Origin of the sequence: Xenorhabdus entomophaga (assembly GCF_037996725.1) — a bacterium.
Lineage (GTDB): Bacteria > Pseudomonadota > Gammaproteobacteria > Enterobacterales > Enterobacteriaceae > Xenorhabdus > Xenorhabdus khoisanae.
In genome coordinates this window covers 1-1,138 of sequence record NZ_JBBMXH010000256.1, presented here as the reverse complement: position 1 = coordinate 1,138, position 1,138 = coordinate 1, and the positions used below count along the sequence as shown (strand labels likewise).

The following is a 1,138-nucleotide window of genomic DNA, read 5'->3' as shown; positions in this document are numbered from 1 at the left end:
AACTGCTTTCTCATACGTTGGGCATTTTTGCCAATTTTAAACAAGGTAAAAGTCAACGCGACTGGCTTCAACAAGCCAACGTCATAGGATGTTAAAGTCGAGCATCGCGTTGGTTTAAGTAAATTATAGGTTTTTTATACCAATCAATTTAGAACGATGATTATTTCAATATTTTTTGCTGTTATTCATTTTTTTCATTGCCATTAAACCGATTTATCTAATGTTTTGGTTTTAATTCAACCCATCATGATGCTTTGCAGTGGCTGCAAGTCAATCAAAAAAATTGATGAATTATGTTTACATTTAAGGAGATGAGCCTGCTGAAATTTCGCTAAAAATTAGCTAGAGTTTCAGGATTTGTTTATGTATATTTATACAGTGTTTTAGCGTGGAGAGATCAGATGCGCAAAATTATTCATATTGATATGGACTGCTTTTTTGCTGCCATTGAAATGAGGGATAATCCATCACTTCGCAATATTCCTATTGCAGTGGGGGGAAGTGCTGATCGAAGAGGTGTAATCAGTACGGCGAATTATGACGCCCGTCGTTTTGGGGTTCATAGTGCGATGTCCACTGCTATGGCGTTAAAACTCTGCCCTCAACTGAAAGTCATTCCCGGTCGAATGGCGATTTATAAAGAAGTGTCTCAACATATCCGCCAAATTTTTTCCCGTTATACAGAGCTGATCGAACCCCTCTCTTTGGATGAGGCTTATCTGGATGTAACAGATTGTCACCATTGCCACGGTTCCGCTACCTTAATCGCCCAAGAAATTCGTCAGGTCATTTTTGATGAATTGCAATTAACTGCCTCTGCCGGTGTTTCGCATGTCCGGTTTTTAGCCAACCTCAACTTTGTTTAAGCATCGCAATTGCATGGTCACGTAAACCTAAGCTCGGCTTTTTCGGCTGGAATGTATAAGCAATCAGTCCTGATACTATTTCCAGTAAAAAGCCGACTACGCTTCGGTGCCTTGAGTGCTCTAAATGCCGTGTGATTTTTGTTTGCGTGAAGAAAGGAAAGCGCATAACGGAATAAGGGCTCTTTTCTTCAATGTAATTATTCGATTGTAGCTGACCAGACCAGGGAAATCTGCGTTGAGATATTGCTGCACATGCTCAGTATAAAACGCTT

General features: G+C 40.0%; 4 pseudogenes. 2 read left to right on the top strand and 2 right to left on the bottom strand.

The annotated features are described in order from the left end of the window. Both AAC854_RS24485 and dinB read left to right on the top strand, forming a co-directional pair. Nucleotides 1-95: pseudogene (locus tag AAC854_RS24485) on the top strand (IS982 family transposase); the annotation flags it as partial. A gap of 306 nt (nucleotides 96-401) precedes the next feature. Beyond that, a pseudogene (gene dinB, locus AAC854_RS22600) lies at nucleotides 402-854 on the top strand (DNA polymerase IV); the annotation flags it as partial. On the opposite strand, the pseudogene AAC854_RS22595 reads toward dinB, so the two are convergent. Together AAC854_RS22595 and AAC854_RS24750 are read right to left on the bottom strand one after the other, a co-directional pair. Then, nucleotides 853-990, bottom strand: a pseudogene (locus tag AAC854_RS22595) (IS982 family transposase); the annotation flags it as partial. The pseudogenes dinB and AAC854_RS22595 sit on opposite strands and share 2 nt — an antisense overlap. After that, nucleotides 990-1,138: pseudogene (locus AAC854_RS24750) on the bottom strand (IS982 family transposase); the annotation flags it as partial. The pseudogenes AAC854_RS22595 and AAC854_RS24750, both read right to left, overlap by 1 nt.